The organism is Clostridia bacterium (assembly GCA_017394805.1).
Classification (GTDB): domain Bacteria; phylum Bacillota; class Clostridia; order Christensenellales; family CAG-1252; genus RUG14300.
Genome location: JAFPXC010000009.1, coordinates 14,932 through 39,071 on the forward strand (window position 1 = coordinate 14,932; position 24,140 = coordinate 39,071).

The window sequence follows — 24,140 nt, forward strand, 5'->3', positions numbered from 1 at the left end:
TAAGAGAAAAGGAGAGATTATGGCATACTACTATAACGAACCCGCCCGTACATTCAGCGAATATTTGCTCATTCCGGGATATACCGATGAAAATTGCATTCCCAAAAACGTATGCTTACATACGCCTTTGACCAAGTTCCGCAAAGGGGAGACGCCCGCCATCACCTTGCACATTCCCATGGTCAGCGCCATCATGCAGTCGGTGTCCAACGACACGATGGCCATCGCGTTGGCGAAGGAAGGCGGCCTTTCGTTCATCTACGGCTCGCAGTCCATCGAGGACGAGGCCGAAATGGTGCGCCGCGTCAAGAAATACAGAGCGGGCTACGTAGTAAGCGACAGCAATCTCAAACCCACCGACACCTTGAAGGACGTGTTGCACTTGGTCGAAACGCGCGGCCACAACACCATCGCCGTCACCTCGGACGGCACCGCGAACGGCAAACTGTTGGGCATCGTGACGAGCCGCGACTATCGCGTGAGCCGCATGGCCGAGACCGAAGTGGTATCCGACTTTATGACGCCCCTCGAGAAGTTGGTGGTGGCCTCCGCCGACACCACGTTGAGCGAGGCCAACGACATTATTTGGGAGCACAAACTCAACTCCCTGCCCTTGGTGGACGAAAACGGCAATTTGGCCTATTTCGTCTTCCGCAAGGACTACGCTTCGCACAAAGAAAACCCCGAGGAACTCCTCGACCACAACAAGCGCTATTTGGTGGGCGCGGGCATCAATACCCTCGACTACGAGCGCAGAGTACCCGCCCTCATCGAAGCGGGCGCGGACGTGTTGTGCATAGACAGCAGCGAGGGCTACACCGTTTGGCAAAAGCGCACCCTCGACTTCATTCGCCAAAAGTACGGCGACACCGTCAAAGTGGGCGCGGGCAACGTGGTAGACCGCGACGGTTTCCTCTTCCTCGCCAAAGCGGGCGCCGATTTCGTCAAGATCGGCATCGGCGGCGGTAGCATCTGCATCACCCGCGAGCAAAAGGGCATCGGCAGAGGACAGGCCACGGCCGTCATCGAAGTGGCGGCGGCCCGCGACGAGTATTTCAAAGAGACGGGCGTCTATATCCCCATCTGCTCGGACGGCGGCATCGTACACGACTACCACATGACCTTGGCGTTGGCCATGGGCGCCGACTTTTTGATGCTCGGTCGCTATTTCGCCCGTTTCGACGAAAGCCCCACCAACAAACTGAATATCGGCGGCGCGTACGTCAAAGAGTATTGGGGCGAGGGCTCCAACCGCGCGCGCAATTGGCAACGCTACGATTTGGGCGGCAAGAGCGGCCTCGGCTTCGAGGAGGGCGTCGATAGTTACGTGCCCTACGCCGGCAGTCTCAAAGACAACGTGGCCAAGAGTCTCTACAAAGTGCGCTCCACCATGTGCAACTGCGGCGTGACCACCATCGAGGCCTTGCACCGCGAGGCCAAACTCACGTTGGTCTCCGCCACGTCCATCGTCGAGGGCGGTAGCCACGACGTCATCACCAAAAACACCAATTTCAACAATAACTAATGACGGATATGCTTACGGATATTGAGATCGCACAACGCCATACGATGCTGCCCATCGACCAAATCGCCCACACGGCGGGGCTAAACCTCGACGACGTGGAGTTCTATGGTCGCTACAAGGCCAAGTTGAATCCCGCGCTGAGTACGTTGCCGCCCAAAGGCAAACTCATCTTGGTGACGGCCATCAACCCCACCGCGGCGGGCGAAGGCAAAACCACCACCACCGTCGGTCTTGCGGACGGCTTGCGCCGCATAGGCAAAAAGGCCGTCGTGGCCTTGCGCGAGCCGAGTCTCGGCCCCGTGTTCGGAGTCAAAGGCGGCGCTACGGGGGGCGGATACGCCCAAGTGGTGCCCATGGAAGACATCAACCTGCATTTCACGGGGGATTTCCACGCCATCGGCGCGGCCAACAATCTTTTGGCCGCCATGCTCGACAACCACGTTTTCCAGGGCAACGAGTTGCGCATAGACCTCGACAACGTGGTATGGACGCGTTGCGTGGATATGAACGACCGCCAACTGCGCAATATCGACTGCGGCTTGGGCGGGGGCAAAAACGGCGTGCCGCGCCGCGACCACTTCTGCATCACGGTGGCCAGCGAGATCATGGCGGTGCTGTGTCTTGCCGAGTCGCTTGCCGACCTCAAAGCGCGGTTGGGGCGCATCGTCGTGGCCTACGACGTTTGGGGCGCGCCCGTCACGGCGCACGATTTGCACGCCGAGGGGGCTATGGCCGCTTTGCTCAAAGAGGCCGTCAAGCCCAACCTCGTGCAGACGTTGGAGGGCACGCCCGCTCTGGTGCACGGCGGCCCCTTCGCCAATATCGCGCACGGGTGCAATTCGGTCATCGCCACCAAGACGGCCATGGCCTTGGGCGAGTACGCGGTCACCGAGGCGGGCTTCGGCGCCGACCTCGGCGCGGAGAAGTTTTTGGATATCAAATGCCGCTTGGCGGGGCTTACCCCCAACGCGGTGGTCATCGTGGCCACCGTGCGCGCGCTCAAATTGCACGGCGGTATGGACAAAGCCGCGCTCAAAGAGGAGAACGTCGACGCGCTGCTTCGCGGTTGTCCCAACCTGCGCCGCCACGTGGAGAATATCACGGGCGTGTACGGCTTGCCCGCCGTGGTGGCCATCAACCGCTTCCCCACCGATACGGATAGGGAGATAGCGGCGCTCGAAGCGGCGCTTGCGGATCTGCCCTGCAAAGTGGTGCTGTCCGACGTATGGGCCAAAGGCGGCTTGGGCGCCGTGGACCTCGCGGAGGAAGTGGTGCGCCTGTGCGACCTGCCTTCGCATTTCCGCTTCGCCTATCGGTTGGACGAGGGCGGCATAGAGGACAAGATACGCGCGGTCGCTCAACGCATATACGGCGCGGACGACGTGGTTTTGGAAGAGGGCGTCAAGGCCCAGATCGAACGGCTCGAGCGCGACGGCTACCGCGAGGTGCCCGTCTGCATGGCCAAGACGCAGTACAGTTTTTCGGACGACGCCACCCTTTTGGGCGCACCCACGGGGTTCAAAGTGTCCGTCAAAGGCGTCAAAGTGTCCGCGGGCGCGGGCTTCGTGGTGGTGTACACGGGCAACATTATGACCATGCCCGGCCTTCCCAAAGTGCCGGCGGCCGACAACATAGACGTGGACGCTTCGGGCGTCATTACGGGACTGTTTTGATATGACGATATTAGACGGCAAAAAGACGGCGGCCGAGTGCCGCACAGCAATACGCCGCGAGGCCGAAGAGGCCGTGGCGCAATACCGCGACCCCGTGTGTCTTGCGGTCATTTTGGTAGGGGACAATCCTGCTAGCCAAGTGTACGTCGCCAACAAGGTGAAGGCGTGCGCCGACGTGGGCTTCCGCTCCATTCTCTTGCGAATGCCCGCGGATAGCACCGAGGAGCAAGTGCTTAGCGAGATAAAGGCGCTCAACGACGATCCCGCCGTGCACGGCGTCATGTTGCAGTTGCCCCTTCCCCCCCAATGCGACGAAACCCGCCTGTTGGCCGCCATCGATCCCGACAAGGACGTGGACGGATTGCACGTCGTACAACGCGGCAGACTGTTTTGCGGCTTGCCCTCGTTGCTTCCCTGCACGCCCTACGGTGTGATGACCTTGCTCCGTGCCTACGGCATCGATCCCGACGGCAAGCGCGCGGTCGTGATGGGGCGTAGCAATCTGGTGGGCAAACCGTTGGCGATGATGCTCATGAACGCCAACGCCACCGTGACCGTGTGCCATACGCACACCGTCTGCGACGCGGCCATCGCCCGCGAGGCGGACATTCTCTGCGTCGCCATCGGCAAGCCTCGTTACGTCACCGCCGATATGGTCAAAGAGGGCGCCGTGGTCGTGGACGTGGGCATCAACCGCACGGGGGAGAAACTCGTGGGCGACGTGGACTTCGACGCGGTGGCGCCCAAGTGTTCCTATATCACGCCCGTACCGGGCGGCGTGGGGCCGATGACCATCGCCATGCTGTTGCGAAACACGCTGACGGCGTATTTGGCGCAACATTGCAGTAAATAACGGCATTTTTTGCCGAGGAGGAAATATGAAAAAATCTATTACCATTCTCACCATCGTTTTGGTCGTGATGCTCGTCGTGGCGCTCTGCGCGTGCGACCTGTTCGGCAAGAAGCCCTCGACCGACAACGGCGGCAACACCAACACCAATACGGGTGACGCGGGCAACACCACGCCCGGCGGTAACGGCGGCAACACCGAGCCTGCGGATACGACGCACGAGACCAAGACCATCAACTTCACCAACGGCAAGTACGAGGGTCAGGTCCTCACGGGCACCAACATCTTCGACGGGCAAGGCACGCTTGTCGAGGCGAGCGGCGACCGTTACGTGGGCGCGTGGGTGAACGGCAAACGGCAAGGGCAAGGCACGCAATATTATGTCAGCGGCGACGTCTACACGGGCGCTTGGCTCGCCAACCAATTCCACGGCAAAGGCAAGTACACATGGTCGGACGGCGACTACTACGACGGCGATTGGGTGATGGACGCGAAGACGGGCAAAGGCACCTTCTTATTCAAGACGGGCAACGTAGCGACCTACGTGGGCGACGTGGTGTCCGAGGTCTTGACGGGCAAAGCCACCATCACCTACCGCAACGGCAACGTCTACGAGGGCGATGTGCGCGACGGCCTACGCAACGGCCAAGGCACCTTGACCTACGCCGAGGATCAAACGACCTACGTGGGCGGCTGGTCCGTGGACAAAGAGAACGGTCAGGGCACGCGCACCATCAAGACGGCCGCGGGCATCGACACCTTGACGGGCGCGTGGGAGAACGGCAAGATCGCCAACGTGGGCACCTATGTCTATCAATGGGCCAACGGCGAGCGCTACGAGGGCGCGTTTGCTTCGGGCAAACCCGCAGGCCAAGGCGAAAAGCGTTTCCTCGCCAAGGACGGCACGGGCGCCGTCATCAAGGACGAGGAGGGCAACAGCCTCTTCGACGTGTTTACGGGGCTTTTCGCGGCGGGCGCCATCGCCAACCAGACCGAGGGCATTTACACTTGGCACAACGGTGACCGCTACGCGGGCGCGTTCGTCAACGGGGTGCAGAACGGGCAGGGCATTTTGGCCTATGCCAACGGCGACCGCTACGTAGGTCAATTCGCGGCGGGCGTGCTGTCGGGCGCGGGCACCTTTACCTGGGCTTCGGGCGACGTCTATACGGGCGCGTTTTCGGGCGGCCTCCCCAACGGCGAAGGCACCAAGACCTTCGTCAAAGCGGACGGCAACGACACTTTCACGGGGCTCTTCGCGGCGGGCGAAATCGCCGACCAGACCTCGGGTAGCTATACTTGGGCCAACGGCGACGGCTACACGGGCGCGTTCGCTTCGGGCTTGCCCGCAGGGCAAGGCACCAAGCGTTACGTGGCCAAGGACGGTCAAGGCAACGCCCTCGAGGACGGGCAGGGGCATCTCCTCTATGACGTCTTCACGGGTACGTTCGTAGCGGGCGAAGCCGGCAACCAAGGCAAGATGGTGTGGCACGACGGTTACGTCTACGACGGCAACTGGTCGGGCGGCAAAAAGGACGGCACGGGCGTCTATTACGACACCCAAGGCCAAGTCTACGTCGGCACCTGGGCCATGGACGTCAAGGAAGGGCAGGGCACTTTGGCCAAGCGCGTAGAGGGCACCGAGGATTATGCCATCGTCTACGCGGCCGACTGGTCGGACGACGACTACGACGTCATCTTCGCGGGCACGTGGCGTGCGGACGCCAAAGCGAACGGCGTCTACTTCTACACGGCGGACGGCGAGGATTACAAGTACGACGGCGCTTTCAACGCGGACGAGAAGAAGCAAGGTCAAGGCACCCTGTATCGCTACAACGCGGGCACGAGGGACTACACCGACCAACTCTTTACGGGCACTTGGAACAACGATTTGTACTACACGGGCACGGGCGTCTACGTCACCGCGGATGCCGAGTTCAACGGTCAATTCGTCAATGGCAAGATCAGCAACGGCACGTTGCTCTACACGTCTAACGGCCGCGATTACAAGTACGTCGGCGCCTTCAACGCGGACGGCGAAAAGGACGGCGCGGGCGACCTCTACGTGTTCAACGTCGGCACGCAAGACTACGACGACGTATTCAAGGGCACTTGGCTTGCCAATGCCGCCTACACGGGACACGGCCGTATAGACTATGCTTCGGGCGATTACTATATCGGCGGTTTGGCCGAGGGCAAACGCAGCGGCTTGGGCGACTACTATTATGCGAACGAGGATACCTACTCGGGCGCGTGGGAAAACGACAACAAACACGGCCAAGGCACCTACACGTTCAAAGACGGCAACAAATATATCGGCAATTGGGCGAACAACGTCAAGAGCGGTTCGGGTCGTTTGGTTTATGCGGACGGTTCAACCTTCGAGGGTACGTTCGCCAACGACAAATCCGTCAACGGCAAATACACCTACACCGCCGACGACGTCAAGTATCAATACGACGGAGACTTCTCGGACGGCATGAAGAACGGCAACGGCAAGTTGTATCTGTACAATGACGCCACCCAACAGTACGACGTGTTGCGCTACGACGGCGATTGGACGGACGACCAACGCAACGGCACGGGCACCTACTACTACGAGGACGGCGCGCGTTACTTCGGTCTCTGGCTCGCGGACAAGAGAGATACCTCGGGCGCGAGTGACGGCGTGGGCGTCTACTTCTACACGGACGGCAACGTCTACACCGGCCGGTGGCTTGACGACGCGAAAGTGGGCGAGGGCGTTCTCAGCTACAAGCAAGAGGGCGAAACGGGCTACCGCGTCATCTACACGGGTAATTGGGCCGCCGACAAGAAGTCGGGCGAGGGCACCTACTACTACGACGATGGCGAATACTACGCGGGCAATTGGGCCGAGGATCGTATGACCGTGGGCGCCTATTACTACGCTTCGGGCGACGTGTACGAGGGTGCGTTCAACGCCGCGGGCAAAAAGAACGACGACAACGCCACCTACACTTGGGCGGACGGTCGCGTGTTCCAAGGCAAATACGTGGACGGCGAAATGACCAACGGCATCTATACCTACGTCGAAGCCGACGTCACCTATCAATACGTGGGCGACTTCGCGAGCGGCAAGAAACACGGCCAAGGCGTCTGGTCTCGCCACGATGGTACCAAGTACGTCAAGGTGTACGAGGGCGAATGGTCCAACGACGTCATCAACGGCACGGGCACCTACTACGGCGCAGCCGACCGCTACGTGGGCGCGTGGGTCAACGGCAAGCGTCAAGGCGTGGGCGTCGAGTACTACTACGAGGACAGCATCGTGTATTTGGGCAACTGGGCAGGCGACGAGAAGAGCGGCAAGGGCATTCAAGCCCAACGCGTCTCGGGCGAAGAGGCCTACGACCTCGTCTACGCGGCCGACTGGGCGAACGCCGACTTCCAAATTCTTTACACGGGCGATTGGGCAAACGGTAAATACGATGGCGAAGGCGTCTACTACTATAGCAGCGAGAATAAACAATATAAATACGTGGGCGAGTTCGCGGACGGCAATATGGACGGCGAAGGCAAATTGTACGAGGTGAACGGCAGCGAGGAGAAACTCGTCTTCGACGGCACCTATTCGGGCGGCGCCTACGTTTCGGGCACCTACGTCTACGTCAACGACAAGGGCATCGAGTGCACCTACGTCGGGTCCTTCAACGCGATGGGCCAAATGCACGGCGCGAACGGCGTTCTCACCTATACCGAGAACGACACCGATTACAAGTTCGAGGGCACGTTTGCCAACGGTCAACCCGTGGACGCCGAAGGCACCTACTATCGCCGCGAGGGCGACAATTGGGTAGCCTTGTCCTAATCGAATAAATAGCCCGACTTCGGGCCAAAAAAACAGGCTGTTGAGTGTTTCTCAACAGCCTGTTTCGTTCTTCGCCGTAGGCTCGGACGACGGCGGGGAGAACGTACGAACGCACGCCGCGCCCTTAAGAAGCGGAGAGGGTTTTCAACTTATCGTATCGTTCGTAGGCTTTATCCCGCGAAGCAGAGGGAGTTTTTCTCGGTCGTAGGCATTGCCACGCGAAAAGCAGGGCGGTTTTTCGATTGCAGGCGCTTCTATCTAAAGAAAAGGGTGTTGCGAAATGCGGTTTCGCAACACCCTTTTGATTCGTTCCGAATACTTCACTTAGTGCAAAAAACGCACCTTGAGAATGCCCTTGACTTGGGCGATACGCGCGAGGTCTTTCTCTTCCACTTCGTCGTCCACGTCCAACACGGTCACGGCGTATTCGCCGCGGCTTTGGTTGGACAGGTTGCTGATATTGATGCCCTCGTTGCCCACCACGGCCGTGATCTGCGCCAAGGAGTTGGCGATATTGCGGTGCAGAATGACGATACGGTAGGGCGTCATACGTTGCATACCGCAGGCGGGGAAGTTGACGCTGTTGCGGATATTGCCGTTTTCGATATAATCTTTCACCTGTTCGGCGGCCATCTTGGCGCAGTTATTCTCGGCTTCTTCGGTCGACGCGCCCAAGTGCGGCAGCACCAATACGCCCGCTACGTTCAATAGGTCGGCGGAGGGGAAGTCCACCACGTATTTGGCGATTTGACCGTTCTCAACGGCCTCTTTGACGGCGGCGGTGTCGGCCAATTCGCCACGGGCGATATTGAGCAGGATAACGCCTTTCTTCATCTTGGCGATAGTGTCGGCGTTGATCATACCCCGCGTAGCGTCCACCAAGGGCACGTGCAGGGTGATGAAGTCGCTCTTTTGGTAGAGCTCGTCCAAATCTACGGCGGGGAAGTCCAGCGTGACGCCCTTCGCCAAATAGGGGTCGTAGCCCAAGACGTTCATGCCCAAGGCTTTGGCCGCGTTGGCGACGGCTCTGCCGATGGCGCCCAAACCCACGACGCCCAAGGTCTTGCCCGCTATCTCGATGCCCGCGAAGTTGCCTTTGCCTTTTTCGGCCTGTTTGGCGACGTCGTCGCCCATGAGGGTATTCACCCACTTATTGCCGCCGATGACGTCGCGGCAAGCCATCAACATACCGCACAAGGTCAACTCTTTGACGGCGTTGGCGTTGGCGCCCGGCGTATTGAAGACCACGATGCCTTTTTCGGACATATCCTTGACGGGGATATTGTTGACGCCCGCGCCCGCGCGACCGATGGCCACCAACTTGTCGCCCACGGCATAGTCGGCCATATTGAAACTACGCAGAAGGATGCCGTCCGGATTGGCAATATCCCCCGCGACCGTATAATTTTCATCGAAAACCTCGTTGATGACGGGGCTTATTTTGTTCAGTGTCAAAATCTCTTTCATATCTCTTTCCTCGTTAGTCGTTGCGGTGTTCTTTGGCGAATTTCTGCATAAAGGCGACCAAAGCCTTGACGCCCTCGATGGGCATGGCGTTGTAGATGCTGGCGCGCATACCGCCCACTAAGCGGTGACCTTTGACGGACACCAAGCCGTTCTCGGCCGCTTCTTTGACGAACTCGGCGTCCAACTCCTTGCTGGCGGTGACGAAGGGCACGTTCATCAACGAGCGATACTCTTTTTGCACGGGGTTGGTGTAGAAGCCCGACTCGTCGATATAATCGTACAGCAATTTCGCCTTTTCGCGGTTGATCTCGGCCATGGCGTCGAGCCCGCCCAGACTCTTGATCCAGCGGAAAGTGAGCATCGCCATATAGATGCAGAAGACGGGCGGCGTGTTGTACAGGCTGTCCGCTTTGGCGTGCACGGCGTAGTTGAGCATGGTGGGGCAAATATCCATCGCGTTGCCCAACAAATCCTTGCGGATGATGACGATGGTCACGCCTGCGGGGGCGATATTCTTCTGCGCGCCGGCGTAGATGAGGCCGAATTGCGTGACGTCCACGGGCGCGGACAAAATCTCGCTGCTCATATCGGCCACCAAGCAATCCGCCTTGGGATAGCGCACGTAATGGGTGCCGAAGATGGTATTGTTGGACGTGATATGCAGGTAGTCCGAGCCTTCGCGCGTTTGGATGCCGTCCATGTCGGGAATATAGGTGTAGTTGGCCTCTTTGCTGCTGGCTACGGCCGCCGCGTCGCCGTACTTTTGCCCTTCTTGGAAGGCCTTTTCGGCGAAGTGACCGGTCAGCACATAGTCGGCCTGTTTGTTCTTCATAAGGTTAAGGGGCACCATGGCGAATTGCGTGGACGCGCCGCCTTGCAAGAACAAGATCTCGTATTCCTCGGGCACGTTCATCAACTCGCGCAGGAGGGACTTGGCCTCTTGGTGGATGGGCGTGTATTGGGCGGAGCGGTGACTCATTTCGATGACGCTCATGCCACAGCCGTAGTAATCGACGAATTGTTGTTGCGCTTCGTTCTTGACCCAATCGGCCAAGGTGGAAGGACCTGCGGAAAAATTGTAAACTTTCATAATAACTCCTCGCTATGTGGTTTTAATTCTTATTGCTATGTATGGGTGCGGGCACGCGGCCCCCTCTTTGGACGAACTTGGCGGCGCTTCCCGCGTTGACTTTCATCACGGGGGCGCGTCCCAACAGACCGCCGAACTCCACCATGTCGCCCGCCTTGGCTCCCTCCACGGGGATTACGCGGACGGCGGTGGTCTTGTTGTTGACCACGCCGATGGCGATTTCGTCCGCGATGATGGCGGATATGGTCTCGGCCGTGGTGTCGCCCGGAATGGCCACCATGTCGATACCCACGCTACACACGGCGGTCATGGCCTCCAACTTGTCCAAGGTGATGCCGCCCGCCGCCGCGGAATTGATCATACCGATATCCTCGCTGACGGGGATAAACGCGCCCGACAGACCGCCCACGTGGCTGCTGGCCATCACGCCGCCTTTTTTGATGGCGTCGTTAAGGAGGGCAAGTGCCGCCGTCGTACCGTGACAGCCCACGCGCTCCAACCCCATCTCTTCCAATATCCAGGCCACCGAATCGCCCACGGCGGGCGTCGGCGCGAGGGACAAGTCCACGATGCCGAAGTTGGCGCCGAGTCGTTCGGCCGCCTCTTTGGCCACCAACTGTCCCACTCTGGTCACCTTGAACGCCGTGCGCTTGATGCACTCGGCGACTTCGGTCAAGTCCCCGTTCACCGATTCCAAGGCGGCTTTGATGACGCCGGGGCCGGATACCCCGACGTTGATGACTTTGTCGCCCTCGCCCATACCGTTGAACGCGCCCGCCATAAAGGGGTTGTCGTCCACCGCGTTGGCGAAGACCACCAACTTGGCGCAGGCGATACTGCCTTGGTCACGGGTGAGGTAGGCCGCTTTTTTGACGGCTTGCCCCATCTTGTAGATGGCGTCCATATTGACGCCCGCGCGGGTAGAGGCCACGTTGACGGACGAGCACAGTTTTTGGGTGGAGGCCAAGGCCTCGGGGATGGTGTCGAGAAAGGCGCACTCGCCCTCGCTCATGCCCTTCTGCACGAGGGCGGTATAACCGCCGATAAAGTCCACGCCCGTCTCTTGGGCGGCTCTATCCAAGGCGGCGGCCAATTCCAGATAGCCGCCCGACGCCTGTCCCACGAGGGACACGGGCGTCACGGATACGCGCTTGTTGACCACGGGAATGCCGTATATCTCGGCGATCTCGTTGCCCACCTTCACCAAGTCCTTGGCGCAATAGACGATTTTGTCGTACACCTTGGCGGCGCAACGCTTGGCGTCGGGGTCTATGCAGTCGAACAAAGACAACCCCATCGTGATGCAACGCACGTCGAGGTGTTGCGACCGTATCATATTCACCGTGTCCAATATGTCGAACTTGCTGATCATAGGCCTTAGATATTGTGCATGGCGTTGAAGATATCTTCGTGGCGCAGGGTGATATCCACGCCCAACTTGACGCCTTCCTCGGCGATGGCCACGGCCACCTCGGCCAAGGGATCGCGGCACGCGGAGACGTCTACGCGCATGATCATGATGAAATCACCTTGCAATATGGTCTGCGATATATCTTCGATATTGATATTACGCTCTGCCAAGAAGGTGCATACTGCGGACAAAATGCCTATTTTGTCTTTACCGATAACCGTGATAATAGCGTACATAAAAGCCTCCGATATTCCTTAAATATTGTACCGCTTTATGCCGTTATTTCCAAATAAAAAAGCCTACTACGCGCAAAAAATCCAAAAAAATGCGTCTATTTATTCTATTATTTCGTACGTACGCGCAAATACGACCCCGTTGACTATCCATTCGTCCGCTTCGTCGGGCGCCAAACCCGCCTCGGTTTCCTTGGCCGTCGTCAGGATCCAATCCCCCTCGCCGTGCGCCACGCCTTCGCGGTTGCCTTTCATCACACCGTACTCGGTCGCAAGCGCGAACGCCCCCTCGGGTTTGCGGCAAAAATACGTTGCCGCGCCCGCTTTGGCGCGCGCCGTCACCCATTCGTCGCCGATGGATTCGGGGTCTACGTCGTAGCCCATCTCCACCTTTGCGCGAGGCACGACGTACAATTCGCCCACCACGCCGCGGCACACGAATGCTCCCTCTTTGACGTCTTCCGCCACGTCCTCGAGGTAATTATAAACCTGTCCCGCCCGAGCGGTGTTATACACTTTGCCTTCGTCCGCTTTGACGAACGCCACCTCGTACGCTTTTTTTCGGCATTTCTTCCAGTCCACTATATTTCCCCTTTGCTACTTAAAATGCTACGTAATCAATAATACAACAAAAAAGGACTTGGAGTCAATCCAAATCCTTGATTGTTGATTGAAAGGCCAATCGGCGGGCTTCAATCCGACGTATTTTCGTCGTCTTTCTTGACAACTTTCTTTTGCCAGGACCATTGTCCGCAATGAGGGCATTTCATATAGCGCGTTCTGCCCATGTGCATGGCCGCTGTGACCTTACCGTAGGTGGGCACGTATTTGTGCCCGCATTTGCGGCACTCATAGTAGCCCGCCACTTGCTCGACGCGGAGAGCGAACATTGCGCACACGATGAGTTGTACGAAGCCAACGCCGAGGAGGACGAAGAATATCCACCTTTTTGCGGCGTCCCCTACGAACATCGAGCCTACCGCCACCATCGCCGCCAAAAAGACGATGGACGCTACGCCGATGACGATTTCCATTTTGAGGAGCCGTTTGTCTGCCGCTTCTTTTTGTTTTACCATTTCGATGAGGTTTTGCTCTATTTGTTTATTATATTCCTTGTTTTCCATGTTCAGTTCTTCCCCCGAAAGTAATTCGTTTACGGTGATGCCGAGCAGGTCGCACAAGTCCAGCATGATGGCCGAATCGGGCAGCGATCTGCCGCATTCCCACTTGGAGACGGCTCTATCCGTCAGGCCGAGTTTCTCGGCTAATTGCATTTGCGTGAGTTTTTTTTGTTTTCTGCGTTCCGCGATGAATTTTCCGATTTTGATTTGATCCATTTTCCTCACCTCCTCTTGTTTGCACTATAGCACATCCGTCCCCGAATGTCTACATACCGTTGGTTGAGTTGGGCAAGAAACGCCTTTTTCTACCGTCGGTAGGGCAGGTCAACCGTGCGTCGTGTTCGATGGCGGGTTGCCACCATCGGGCGATTGGTATCAAAAAACCCCCGACGTCGGGGGCTTTGCGTGCCAAATGCGCGTTTTTATTCGCCGAGCGGGCTGTCGGGCGTTTCTTTCTGCTGGCGTTTTCGTCTGACGGCGCGCAGAATGCACACCACGATGGCGATGACCAAAATGAGCATAGTCAGGTACATCAAAGCCGTCTTGAACATGGTCGCCCACGAGGCCATTCGTGCCACGGCTCTCGGGAAGTCGGGGTTTTTGAGCATCACGATGACCAGGCTGTTTTCCACGTAGTCGGCCGCCGCCAAGCCTACGGGCATGGCCAAAAAGAAGTTGGGCTTGCCGTGCAGTACAATCCACAAGAAAGAGAAGAACAGGGTGTAGAAGATGGGGTAGAAGAAGTCCAGGGGCAGTTGCACTTCCAGATAGACGTGTTTGGCCTCGGGACTGAGCCAATCGACGAAGGCGTGCGCGTCTTCCACCGTATAGCCCGTGGTGCACATATCGAAGGCATGGATGGGCGGATTGCCCGCTTCGATCTTGGGTATCAGCACGAAGTTCATCACGCAGCAAATGACGATAGTTGCGACGCCGCTGGCGATGAGGATGCCGAGGATTGCTTTTTTGCGAATAGACAAGGGTTTCATAGGTTCGAGGTGGGTTTGCGCCCCTTTACAGTATAGTCCGCTTTGCTTGGCGGTGCTATTCTTCTTTGCGGAATACTTGCAGCAAGTCGACCACGTAACGTTGCCCGCGCGCGTCGTAGAGGGTGCGCGTGTACGCCCCGCGTTGACCGTTGACCTTCTCCGACCAAATGCCGTTTGCCGCGGCCGCGGGCGAGGCCACCAACTTGCCTTCTTCTTCCGTGCTTTCGACCAGAATGCCTTTCTCGGCGAGCAAAGGCGCCACCATCTTGTAGGTGAGGGCGCAGTCCTCGCCGCTGGCTACGCGCACGCGACGCAACAGTTCGGTCAAGGATATACCCTCCGCTTCGTATTGCACGTCGGCCATCTTGCTTTGGTCGTAGACGAAGGGCGCTTTTTCGCGTCTTTGTCCGCCCGATTTCCCGCCTGCCGCGATGAGCGCTTTCAGTTTGCCGTTGACGTATTCGAGGCATTTGCCGATGCGCACGTTTTTGACGAGGTCACTTTCGGGCACTTCTTCGTCGGTCAGGGGGTTGACGCCCCGCGCCATCTTTTCGATATAGACTTGCGCGTGTTTGAGGATATCGATATCTTCCATTGTGCTTTCTCCTTCGTCGGTATATTACTATATTAACACACTCCGAGGCGCATTGCAATAGCGCCTCGCAAAAAGAGGGCGCGTCGGGCGTTGCTTTTACGCGAAAACCGATCGGGGTGCGACCTATCGAGAATATTTTTATAAGAATTGCCAAAAAGCGTGCATAACGGGATAAAATGTAGTATAATGTGGTGGGAAAAAGCGAGACCGCTTCGTCCCGTCCCCCAGAAATCTTTTAAGAGAGGTGCATATATGGCAAAAATCGATTTAAGCAAATACGGCATTACCGGCACTACCGAAATCGTGTACAATCCTTCCTACGAACTTTTGTTCGAGGAAGAGACGCGCCCCGACCTTACGGGCTACGACGTGGGCAGAGTGAGCGAGTTGGGCGCCGTCAACGTCATGACGGGCGTCTATACCGGCCGTTCCCCCAAGGACAAGTTCATCGTCATGGACGACAATTCCCGCGACACCGTGTGGTGGACGAGCGAGGGGTACAAAAACGACAACCATCCCGCGTCCGAGGAGACTTGGGCGGCGGTGAAGAAGATCGCCATCAACGAGTTGTCCAACAAGCGTCTGTTCGTCGTGGACGCGTTCTGCGGCGCCAACAAGGACACCCGTATGGCCGTGCGCTTCATCATGGAAGTGGCGTGGCAAGCCCACTTCATCAAAAATATGTTCATTCAACCCACTGCGGAGGAGTTGGCCGATTTCGAGCCCAACTTCGTGGTGTACAACGCCAGCAAGGCCAAGGTGGACAACTACAAGGAGCTCGGCCTCAACAGCGAGACCGCGGTCGTGTTCAACATCACCTCGCGCGAGCAAGTCATCATCAACACTTGGTACGGCGGCGAAATGAAGAAGGGTATGTTCTCTATGATGAACTACTACCTGCCTTTGAAGGGCATCGCGGCCATGCACTGCTCGGCCAATACGGATATGGACGGCAAGAATACCGCCATCTTCTTCGGTCTGTCCGGCACGGGCAAGACCACCTTGTCCACCGATCCCAAGCGTTTGCTTATCGGTGACGACGAACACGGCTGGGACGACAACGGCGTCTTCAACTTCGAGGGCGGCTGCTACGCCAAGGTCATCAACTTGGACAAAGAGAGCGAGCCTGATATCTACAACGCCATCAAGCGCAACGCCTTGTTGGAGAACGTCACGTTGGACGCCAACGGCAAGATCGATTTCGCCGACAAGTCCGTCACCGAGAATACCCGCGTGTCCTATCCCATCACCCATATCGAGAAGATCGTGCGCCCCGTGTCTTCGGCGCCCGCGGCCAACAACGTCATCTTCCTGTCGGCCGACGCGTTCGGCGTGTTGCCTCCCGTGTCCATTTTGACGCCCGAGCAAACGCAATACTACTTCCTGTCCGGCTTCACCGCCAAATTGGCGGGCACCGAGCGCGGCATCACCGAGCCTACGCCCACCTTCTCGGCGTGCTTCGGCCAAGCCTTCCTCGAGTTGCATCCCACCAAGTACGCGGCGGAATTGGTCAAGCGTATGCAACAGTCGGGTGCTAAGGCCTACCTCGTCAACACGGGTTGGAACGGCACGGGCAAGCGTATTTCCATCAAGGATACCCGCGGCATCATCGACGCCATTTTGGACGGCGCCATCAAGACCGCGCCCACCAAGACCATTCCGTATTTCAACTTCGAGGTGCCCACGGCGTTGCCCGGCGTAGATCCCGCCATTCTCGATCCCCGCGACACCTACCAAGATCCCTCCGTGTGGGATGCCAAGGCCCAAGACCTCGCGGGTCGTTTCATCAAGAACTTCGACAAGTACACGACCAACGAAGCGGGCAAGGCTTTGGTGGCCGCCGGCCCTCAACTCAAATAAAATAGAGGGTGAAATGGGCGATGGCAAGGGCTGTCCGCGATTTCGCTCGCGTCACGTACACAGAGTACGTTAGGCGCTCGGCTCAATCGTTTGCACACCCTTGCTCTCATCCCATTTCCCCGCTCGATTTTATTTGAGTTACCATATAAGCGGCGTCGCAATTCTCTACAATTTGTCTGCTTGCTTGTTTATTTAAGGCAGTAGACGAGGGCGATTGAGCGGGCTGTTCATTTCCTCGCTCGCGTCACTTGCCCGTAAAAACAATAAAACAAAAAGGCGTCTTCAATGATTGAGGATGCCTTTTCAATACTAATTTTTTCTCCGATTTGGTAATAACACATTTTGTACCGTTTTATTCCGTTCATATTGACAATTACAAGGGAAAATGGTTATAATATATTTGCCAAATTCGGGTTGCGTTTCGGCGCAACTTTACTAAAACAGCCTTTTTGAAAAGGTGCACTATTTTTATTTTGAATGTCGCACAAAAGGTAGCGAGTGCTATCATCGTGTTTACAACGACATTTCTTTGTAATCATATTGCATTTTGGATGTTTTAGTAACGAGTTTGGCGACTTATGCGATGGTGGCACCTACATTTGCCGCTTTCGCAAGAAGGCGGCATCTTATTACCAAAACACGATGCCGCTTTAATCTTCGGATTAAGGCGGTTTTTGTTACAAAAGGAGATTGCTTATGAAAAAAGTTTTGATGACTGTAATCGGAATTATTATCGTGCTGTCGGTTTGTTTTATCCTTGTCGCTTGCGGCGAGGCGCATAACGATATAATCACCATTGAACCGCAAGAGATTATAATTGCCCCCCCGAGTAATAACGACGAGATCGAGACGCACGAGCATACTTTTGCCATCGAATGGGAACACGATAGTAATTTTCATTGGCATAGCTCTACCTGTGGGCACGACGTTGTTTCGGATAAAGCCGAACATAATTGGAGTAAATACACTATGACTAAAGCACCGCTCTGCGCATCTTCGGGAACAAAAGAGCGCACGTGCGTTTGTGGAGAAAAAGAGGTGGCTGTCATCCCCCCTCTTGATCATAATTATTCGGAAACTGTTACCGAGCCCACTTGTACAGAACAGGGATATACAACACACGTTTGCATCCGTTGTGGGGTAACCTATGTGGACAATTATACACTGGGAGAGCATAGATGGGGCGATTGGTACTATACCAGACAACCCACCTGCACAAATAAAGGATATCGACTGAGAAAATGTGATAGTTGCAATATGAGCGAGAGCGACGAGCCTCCTGCATTGGGGCATACGGGTTCTTGGCATATTGCAAAGAAAGCTACGTGTACGCCCGGGAAAGAAGATTGTATTTGTACGCGGTGCAATCAATATGTTGTATATTATACATCCCCTTCATTCGAACATAATTATGATGATACGAATAATCAATGTACACATTGTGGCGAATTTAAGCCTACCGAAAATCTCTTTTCCTTTTATCAATATGACGAATTCACAAACAGTCAAAGTGTGTGTGTTAGTAATCCGCTGCGAAGTTATATATATACAAATAACAGGCAATATATTTATATCAAAAGACTTTCCATTCCATCTAGTTATAATGGAATCCCCGTAACCACAGTGGGACCCTCGTCGGTTAGTGCAGGAACACCATTGTTGATGGCTTCGGTTACCGATCTTTTCATTCCGGATAGTATAACCGAAATCCAAAGCAAAGCGTTTGATTATTTTTCTCAAGTAGAGAACATATCTATAGGGAGCGGATTGATTTCCTCGTTAACTCCGTTTACAAGTCTCAACAATCGTACGACAATAGAAGTATCAAAGAAGAACCCGAAGTATCATAGCGAAGGGAATTGTATTATTGATACGGAAAATAAAATCCTCGTTTTGGGCGGAGCAAATAGTATTATTCCGACCGATGGGAGTGTAACAAGTATTGGAGCAAACGCATTTTATAAAATTTCCTATGATGAAAAATCCTGTGCATTCCCGCTAAAAGGTCTGCGAGAAATATCCATTCCAGATAGCGTAGTAAGTATCGGACCTGCGGCTTTTGCTTACTGTGGAGAATTAACAACGCTATATTTAGGCGAGGGTGTTACGGATATCGATCCGAAGGCGTTCTATCGCTGTTTCAATATAGATTCAATTGTTGTTTCAAATGCAAATCAAGCATACAGTTGCAATGGCAACTGCCTTATTGAAGTATCCACTAAAACTTTGTGTTTGACCGGCAAGGGATTCGCAATCCCAACCGATGGAAGTGTAAGTCAAATAGGAGCACACGTATTCAGTGGGAACGATGGAATAACTAGTATCTATATTCCTGCTTCCATCGTGTCAATAGGGAAAGATGCGTTTTATTATTGCTCAAATCTGAAAGATATGTATTATGGCGGCACAAAAGATGCTTGGTACAAAATTCATGGATTCGACCACTGGGATTACCAGCTCGGTACAAACATAGTTCATTGCACCGATGGAGATGTAACGTGGTATCATAAATAATAACATAAAAAGGAGGATACAAATATGAAAACGATCGTATTATACGGAAGAGGCAACACAGGCAAATCGACCGCTATCAGACGATTCTTTGATAAATACGTTAAGGATAATTCCTCGTATACCATCATCAAAGAAAGCATTGAAGCCGTCGACATTCGGATAAAAGCCGTCTGCAATGGGAAAACAGTAGGAATTATTTCTCACGGCGACAATGAGTATTGCGCACAAGACGGGTTGGATTATGTCGGAGATTGCGACATCTTGATTTGTGCAAGTCGAAGCAAAGGTGCGCCAAAAGATCTGATAAAACGTAAAAGCAACGAAATTATATGGATCGAAAAGGAAACGCTATACGCAGATGGCATTATTCCGTCGGGTGAAATACAATGGTTGCAAGCGGAACAAGCCGAAAATGCCGCGACAAGGATAAACAACGAGATACTCCAACTTTTGTTGAAATAAGATTACTACAGAAGCACAATCTTTTTTGCGGTTGGCAAAAGAATGAGGAAACACACGAAAAAGGCGTCTTCAAACGGTTTGAAGACGCCTTTTTCGTGAGATTTTCGATAACGGCTATTCGTCCTTTTGGTGCGCCAAAGCCGCCAGCGTTACCACCTTTTCGGTGCCATGCGCGTCTTCGACGGTCAGTTGATAGAGGATAAGGCGGGAGCCTTCTTGGGGCAAGGCCGACACGCGGCCGTTGTCATTGGTCAACTCGTTGCCGTCCAATATGCTCATCGTTATTTGATAGCCTTCGCCTTGCCTCAGCAAGTCGTATTCTGCCTTAACGCAGTCCACGAACTTCCACCACATTTCCAAATCGTTTTCGAGCATGGGTTGGGGGCAGTCTTTGGCGGTGTAGAAGTGATGCCCGACCACCCGTTCGATGGGCAGGTCGTACTGTTGCATAAGGTGCGCCACCAACTTGGCGGTCAGGTGCCAGGTGTACCATATATCCGAGCCTTTGTTGACGCAGGTCTCTATGCCGATGGACGTGCGGTTGCCGCCCTTGGTGCACAGCCGCCCCTCCGCCACTTGTGCGTAGCACCACCACGTCTTGGCCATATAGTATTCGCTGTCCACTATCTTGTAGGCGAAGCCCATATCGTTGAGCCAATAGGGGTCGGTCACCTTTTTGGTGGCTTCCGTGGTGCCCGTGGGCACGGCTATCGTGGTTTCCACGCCGTTGATGGTGTATTTGGAATTGGCCGAAATGCCCCATTCGGGGTAGACGGGGTCGTCCTCGTGGTACGTTACGCCCGTCGGCAGCCAAGTCAGCACGCTCGACGCGCCCGTGCCGTCGCCCGCGTGATAGGCGATAAGGCCGTTGTCCAGAATGTGATAAATGCGGTCGCCGTCGGTGCCGACCACGTAGTGAATGCTGGTGCCGCCCGTGCCGTTGGCGAAATAGCCCGCGTGGAACACCGCGCCAGCCGACGCGTTCATATTGCCCGTGTAGTGCACGGTGATGAATTCCACACCGTCCAATGCGCCGCCGTGGTTGTCCGACACGCCCGCCTGCACGGCTTCGTAGTCGGTGTTGACCGCATAATCGTAGTTGTAGAGTATCTTGCTGACGCTCTCTATCAAATCGGTATAATACGCGGGCGTGCCCGAGCCGATGCCGAGGTTGCGCCATTCGATGGTGCTGTTGTTGGCGCATATCAAGGTCTTGACGAGGTCGGGCGTATTTTGGTCGTACACGGTCACGCCGAAGTCGAACGATAGTTGCGGCCGCTCTGTCGCTTTGACGCGCACGGTGGCGTAGCCTTCCTCGACGCCCGTTACGTTGCCCGCTTGGTCTACGGTGGCTACCGACGTGTCAAGGCTCTCCCACGTGAGCGCGTCGGTCGCCGTCCCGCGAATATAGGCTGTGGCCAGCAGTTTGATTTGCTTGCCCGCTTCCACGAAGGATTGCGTATCGTAGGCGACTTCGATGCGATTGCGTTGCAAGGTGGCGGGGCAGCCCGCAAAGGCGTCCTCGGCGATGGTTTGCACGCTTTCGGGGATAAAGATCGAGGTCAACGTCGTGCAATTCGCAAAGGCTTTGGCGCCGATGGTGACGATGGTGTCCGGCAGGTCTATCTGCGTGAGCGCCGTATCCGCGGCGAACGCGTTGGGCAATATCGTGCTCACCGTCTTGCCTTGATACGCGTTGGGCACGGTGACGTGCGACAAATAGACGGCGTTGCCCACCGACACGCCCAAGGTGCCGTCGTCCAAGGGGTAGAAGGACAAATAACTCGTCTCGGGCTCTGCGCCCACCCACTTGCCGAGATTGACGATCTTGCCGTCGGACAGGGTGACTATCACATAGCCGTCCTCGTCGGTGACGATGCTCTCGATGCCTACGCCGTCCGTACCGTTGATACCATCCGTACCGTTGGTGCCGTCCTGCCCGTTCGTTCCATCTTTGCCGTCTTTGCCGTCGATACCGTCGGTTCCGTCCTTACCGTTTTCGCCGTCCTTACCGTCTTTACCGATGGCTTTGGCCGTGGTCGCCACGCCGTCGATCACCCAATACCCATCTTCGTTGATGGCGATGGTGGGGGAGTGGCCGTCTTTCCCGTCTTTCCCGTCCTTGCCGTTGACGCCGTTCGCCCCGTCTTTTCCATTGATGCCGTCCAACCCGTTGGCGACGAAAAATGCGTAGGTGGTGCCGTCCGTATAAAAGACGGTATATGTGTCCACGCCGTCCGCCGAGGCGGTTTTCTCTATGCGGTCGATGGCCTTGCCGCTTTGCGTTTGCGCGGACGTGTTTTCCTTTCCGTTTTCAGTCGCAGAGGGCGAGGTCGCGGTGCCGTCCGTCGACGGTTTCGTGCCGAGCGGGGCAGAGCACGCCGAGAGCGCCACTACGCTCGTTATTACGATTACGATACATAGCCAAAGACAAAACTTTTTCATGCTTAACTCCTGCTATCTAATGATAGCACAAGCAACAGCGTTCGTCAATATGCCAAATCTTAGCAGTAGACCCCGCAAGGCTTAGCCTTGGGGGTGTTTCGCTCGCCTTCGCATCCTTTCGCGCAAAGAAAAACCCGACCGCCGTCGCAGTCGGGTATTCGTTATAACGTAATCCGTCAAATATCGTTCAAATCGTCGAGCCAAGCGGTCGCCGAAATATCCGAAGGCATTTGCCACTCGCCGCGCGGGGACAAATCGATCGCGCCCACCTTGGCTCCGTCCACCGAGCAACTGCGCTTGAATTGCTGGCTGAAGAATCGCTTATAAAAGCGCACGAAGGCGTCCTTGAGGGCTTGTCTGTCCACCGACGGGAAGGCGCACGCGGCCACGCGGAACAGTTTGGAGGGTGTCATACCCCAATAGACGACGTGGTACAGAATGAAATCGTTAAGCTCGTATTTGCCCACGATTTCTTCCGTCTTTTGCTCGATTTGCCCCCCTACGTTGGGTAGCAATTCGGGACTGATGGGGGTAGCCAGCACCGAGGTCAGCACCTCGCCGAGCGCTCCTTTTTCCTTCTTGGCTATCTCGCCTATGACGCATTGCATCAAGGTCTTGGGCAAGGTGGCGTTGACGCCGTACATACTCATATGGTCGCCGTTGTAGGTGCACCACCCCAAGGCGATCTCGCTGAGGTCACCTGTGCCGATCACCAGCCCGCCCACCTGGTTGGCGACGTCCATCAGCACCATAGTGCGCATACGCGCCTGCGCGTTCTCGAAGGTGACGTCCGCCGTATTGGCGTCGTGCCCGATGTCCTTGAGGTGCTGTCGGACGGCGGCGGCGATATTGATCTCGCGGCAGGGCACGTTCAACGCGTTGCACAACGCCAAGGCGTTATTCTTGGTGTGGTCGGTAGTGCCGAAGCAGGGTAGAGTCAGGCACACGAGGGCTTCGCTTGCTTTTAGGCGCAACAGGTCGCACGCTTTGCGGCAAACGAGCAACGCCAGGGTGCTGTCCACACCGCCCGACACGCCCAACACCATTTTATTTACGTGGATATGGCGCAACCTTGCGGCCAAGCCCTGCGCTTGCATGGAGAGGATCTCGTCGGCAATTTTGGCCTTTTCTTTGGCGGTTTGCGGGATAAAGGGGCTTTTGGGCCACCCTGCAAGGTGCGTAGGCGTCAATTCGTCATAGGCGAATTCGTTGCCCACCGCGTCGCGGTCTATCTCGGGCAGGGTGTGCGTGCGCCGACGCAGGAAGGTAATGCCCGCCACGTCGACCACGGCGTCCACGCTCGCTTTGCCGAACGGCTCGCCTGCGGCAAGCACTTCGCCGCACGAAGCGATGATCTTTTGCCCGCCGAACACGTAGTCGGTGGTGGATTCGTCAGCACCGGCGTCCACGTAGACGTAGGCCGCTTTACATATCTTCGAGATGGTTTTTACCTCTTCCGTGCGCGCTTCGGCCGCTCCGACGACGAGGGGCGTAGCCGCCAAATTGCAGATGACGGTGGCGCCTGCCTCGACCAACGCGTTATGCGGGGCGCGGATAGACGTCAATTCGTCGCCGAATTCCACGCCGATGATGAGGTTGGGCACGTTGACGCACGCGAAGACCTGCGTGCCGCCGAAAGGCACTTCGTCTTGGCCGCAGAGGGTGATGAACTGCGCTTGGTCGGGTGAGGGCGAAAAATGCCTCGTTTCCGAGGCGGTCAAATACCGTTTGGCCACCACGCCCAACACGGCGCCGCCCTTGACGACGGCGGCTGCGTCGTACAGTCTGTCGCCCAAAACGAGGGGCAGACCGACCACGCTTACCACGTCCAGCGAGGCTGTTTCGTCGATGATGGCGCCGAGCGCTTGCTCGCACGATACGAGCAGGGCGCCCTCATAGACGATGTCTCCGACGGTACTGCCGCAAAGTCCCAATGCGGGCGTCACCACGACGCGGCCACCCGCTTTATCCGCTTTGCGGATGCCTTCGATGATGGCCTCGGCATTCGCTTGGGGGTTAGCCACCGTAAGCGAATGCGAGAGGGCCGTTATTTTGATAAATCCGTCTTTCATACGA

17 protein-coding genes are annotated in these 24,140 nt (G+C 56.1%); 7 read left to right on the plus strand and 10 right to left on the minus strand.

Annotated features, from left to right (window positions below; genetic code table 11):
* Positions 1-19 precede the first annotated feature (19 nt).
* From II896_02085 to II896_02100, 4 genes are read left to right on the plus strand one after another with little or no spacing between them, the layout of a single operon-like run.
* Positions 20-1,525: an IMP dehydrogenase gene (locus II896_02085; GenBank protein ID MBQ4443434.1), complete on the plus strand. Its 1,506-nt coding sequence runs from the start codon at positions 20-22 to the stop codon at positions 1,523-1,525.
* An 8-nt stretch (positions 1,526-1,533) separates the two neighbouring features.
* Positions 1,534-3,198, plus strand: a complete 1,665-nt coding sequence (locus II896_02090) for a formate--tetrahydrofolate ligase (protein ID MBQ4443435.1) — start codon at positions 1,534-1,536, stop codon at positions 3,196-3,198.
* Between the two features lies 1 nt (position 3,199).
* Entirely contained in the window at positions 3,200-4,051 is an 852-nt protein-coding gene (gene folD / locus II896_02095) for a bifunctional methylenetetrahydrofolate dehydrogenase/methenyltetrahydrofolate cyclohydrolase FolD (protein MBQ4443436.1), read from the plus strand.
* 25 nt (positions 4,052-4,076) lie between these two features.
* Positions 4,077-7,877, plus strand: coding sequence for a hypothetical protein (locus tag II896_02100; GenBank protein ID MBQ4443437.1), 3,801 nt, complete (start codon positions 4,077-4,079; stop codon positions 7,875-7,877).
* Between the two features lie 324 nt (positions 7,878-8,201).
* Here the strand turns inward: II896_02100 and II896_02105 are convergent, their stop codons facing one another.
* From II896_02105 to II896_02140, 8 genes are all read right to left on the minus strand, one after another.
* On the minus strand, positions 8,202-9,344 hold the full coding sequence (locus II896_02105; protein ID MBQ4443438.1) for a 3-phosphoglycerate dehydrogenase: 1,143 nt from the start codon (positions 9,342-9,344) through the stop codon (positions 8,202-8,204).
* Between the two features lie 13 nt (positions 9,345-9,357).
* Positions 9,358-10,437: a 3-phosphoserine/phosphohydroxythreonine transaminase gene (gene serC, locus II896_02110; GenBank protein ID MBQ4443439.1), complete on the minus strand. Its 1,080-nt coding sequence runs from the start codon at positions 10,435-10,437 to the stop codon at positions 9,358-9,360.
* Positions 10,438-10,456: 19 nt separating this feature from the next.
* Entirely contained in the window at positions 10,457-11,806 is a 1,350-nt protein-coding gene (locus II896_02115; protein MBQ4443440.1) for a PFL family protein, read from the minus strand.
* 5 nt (positions 11,807-11,811) lie between these two features.
* Entirely contained in the window at positions 11,812-12,081 is a 270-nt protein-coding gene (locus tag II896_02120) for an ACT domain-containing protein (GenBank protein ID MBQ4443441.1), read from the minus strand.
* A gap of 99 nt (positions 12,082-12,180) precedes the next feature.
* Positions 12,181-12,660 carry a hypothetical protein gene (locus tag II896_02125; protein MBQ4443442.1) on the minus strand — a complete coding sequence of 160 codons (480 nt, stop codon included), beginning with the start codon at positions 12,658-12,660 and terminating at the stop codon, positions 12,181-12,183.
* A 110-nt stretch (positions 12,661-12,770) separates the two neighbouring features.
* On the minus strand, positions 12,771-13,415 hold the full coding sequence (locus tag II896_02130; GenBank protein ID MBQ4443443.1) for a helix-turn-helix domain-containing protein: 645 nt from the start codon (positions 13,413-13,415) through the stop codon (positions 12,771-12,773).
* Between the two features lie 206 nt (positions 13,416-13,621).
* Positions 13,622-14,188: a hypothetical protein gene (locus tag II896_02135; protein ID MBQ4443444.1), complete on the minus strand. Its 567-nt coding sequence runs from the start codon at positions 14,186-14,188 to the stop codon at positions 13,622-13,624.
* A gap of 55 nt (positions 14,189-14,243) precedes the next feature.
* Positions 14,244-14,783, minus strand: coding sequence for a hypothetical protein (locus II896_02140; protein MBQ4443445.1), 540 nt, complete (start codon positions 14,781-14,783; stop codon positions 14,244-14,246).
* 252 nt (positions 14,784-15,035) lie between these two features.
* On the opposite strand from II896_02140, the gene pckA reads away from it, so the two are divergent.
* The 3 genes from pckA to II896_02155 all read left to right on the plus strand — a co-directional run bounded on the left by pckA (position 15,036) and on the right by II896_02155 (position 19,619).
* Entirely contained in the window at positions 15,036-16,643 is a 1,608-nt protein-coding gene (pckA, locus tag II896_02145) for a phosphoenolpyruvate carboxykinase (ATP) (protein ID MBQ4443446.1), read from the plus strand.
* 696 nt (positions 16,644-17,339) lie between these two features.
* Positions 17,340-19,157 (plus strand): leucine-rich repeat domain-containing protein, encoded by a 1,818-nt coding sequence (locus II896_02150; protein ID MBQ4443447.1) that lies wholly within the window; start codon positions 17,340-17,342, stop codon positions 19,155-19,157.
* 24 nt (positions 19,158-19,181) lie between these two features.
* The gene (locus II896_02155) at positions 19,182-19,619 is read left to right on the plus strand and encodes a hypothetical protein (GenBank protein ID MBQ4443448.1); all 438 of its coding nucleotides are present in this window, start codon (positions 19,182-19,184) and stop codon (positions 19,617-19,619) included.
* A gap of 114 nt (positions 19,620-19,733) precedes the next feature.
* Here II896_02155 and II896_02160 read toward each other — a convergent pair whose 3' ends face one another.
* Both II896_02160 and II896_02165 read right to left on the minus strand, forming a co-directional pair.
* Positions 19,734-22,064, minus strand: coding sequence for an N-acetylmuramoyl-L-alanine amidase (locus II896_02160; protein ID MBQ4443449.1), 2,331 nt, complete (start codon positions 22,062-22,064; stop codon positions 19,734-19,736).
* 176 nt (positions 22,065-22,240) lie between these two features.
* Positions 22,241-24,136 (minus strand): NAD(+) synthase, encoded by a 1,896-nt coding sequence (locus II896_02165; protein MBQ4443450.1) that lies wholly within the window; start codon positions 24,134-24,136, stop codon positions 22,241-22,243.
* Between the last annotated feature and the right edge of the window lie 4 nt (positions 24,137-24,140).

Coding starts and splice junctions, on each gene's coding strand:
- II896_02140 (MBQ4443445.1), bottom strand. CDS start 14,783: ATGGAAGATATCGATATCCTCAAACACGCGCAAGTCTATATCGAAAAG.
- pckA (MBQ4443446.1), top strand. CDS start 15,036: ATGGCAAAAATCGATTTAAGCAAATACGGCATTACCGGCACTACCGAA.
- II896_02090 (MBQ4443435.1), top strand. CDS start 1,534: ATGCTTACGGATATTGAGATCGCACAACGCCATACGATGCTGCCCATC.
- II896_02105 (MBQ4443438.1), bottom strand. CDS start 9,344: ATGAAAGAGATTTTGACACTGAACAAAATAAGCCCCGTCATCAACGAG.
- II896_02120 (MBQ4443441.1), bottom strand. CDS start 12,081: ATGTACGCTATTATCACGGTTATCGGTAAAGACAAAATAGGCATTTTG.
- II896_02160 (MBQ4443449.1), bottom strand. CDS start 22,064: ATGAAAAAGTTTTGTCTTTGGCTATGTATCGTAATCGTAATAACGAGC.
- II896_02165 (MBQ4443450.1), bottom strand. CDS start 24,136: ATGAAAGACGGATTTATCAAAATAACGGCCCTCTCGCATTCGCTTACG.
- II896_02115 (MBQ4443440.1), bottom strand. CDS start 11,806: ATGATCAGCAAGTTCGACATATTGGACACGGTGAATATGATACGGTCG.
- II896_02130 (MBQ4443443.1), bottom strand. CDS start 13,415: ATGGATCAAATCAAAATCGGAAAATTCATCGCGGAACGCAGAAAACAA.
- II896_02085 (MBQ4443434.1), top strand. CDS start 20: ATGGCATACTACTATAACGAACCCGCCCGTACATTCAGCGAATATTTG.
- II896_02150 (MBQ4443447.1), top strand. CDS start 17,340: ATGAAAAAAGTTTTGATGACTGTAATCGGAATTATTATCGTGCTGTCG.
- II896_02155 (MBQ4443448.1), top strand. CDS start 19,182: ATGAAAACGATCGTATTATACGGAAGAGGCAACACAGGCAAATCGACC.
- II896_02100 (MBQ4443437.1), top strand. CDS start 4,077: ATGAAAAAATCTATTACCATTCTCACCATCGTTTTGGTCGTGATGCTC.
- II896_02135 (MBQ4443444.1), bottom strand. CDS start 14,188: ATGAAACCCTTGTCTATTCGCAAAAAAGCAATCCTCGGCATCCTCATC.
- folD (MBQ4443436.1), top strand. CDS start 3,200: ATGACGATATTAGACGGCAAAAAGACGGCGGCCGAGTGCCGCACAGCA.